The organism is Psychrobacter sp. TB55-MNA-CIBAN-0194 (genome assembly GCF_040309505.1).
Lineage (GTDB): Bacteria > Pseudomonadota > Gammaproteobacteria > Pseudomonadales > Moraxellaceae > Psychrobacter > Psychrobacter fozii.
This window is the reverse complement of sequence record NZ_JBEOOW010000092.1, coordinates 1-325: the sequence shown is the minus strand read 5'-3', so window position 1 is coordinate 325 and position 325 is coordinate 1. Positions and strand designations below refer to the sequence as shown.

General features: G+C 45.8%; 1 protein-coding gene. It reads right to left on the bottom strand.

Annotation, left to right across the window (positions count from 1 at the left end):
• Nucleotides 1-202: ABC transporter permease subunit (locus AAEY75_RS14385; protein ID WP_352259940.1), on the bottom strand; the 202-nt coding region annotated here is incomplete at its 3' end.
• Nucleotides 203-325: the final 123 nt, after the last annotated feature.

Genomic DNA, 325 nt, shown 5'->3' with positions numbered 1-325 from the left:
GTAGTGGCGTGCCACGGAAAAAGAAGATATATAAAAAGGGCAGTATCTGTACCACCCAATTTTTAGACAGTCGTAACAGCGCTAAAATCAGACCAAAGAACAGTCCTATAATACCTGAGATGACCACAAGCTGAACGGTCAAAACCGCGCCGCCTAGTAAGTCAGGGATATGCTCAAAAATAACCTGCCAATTCCAATCCATAGTATCTCTCCTCTATCCTATGGTCGATTGACGTTGAACGGATTGACGACTCAGCTTTTTAGCATAGCGCGCCGCTGGGTTGGCACGCCATTCAAGCCACATCATAAAACCCGTAATCAGCAC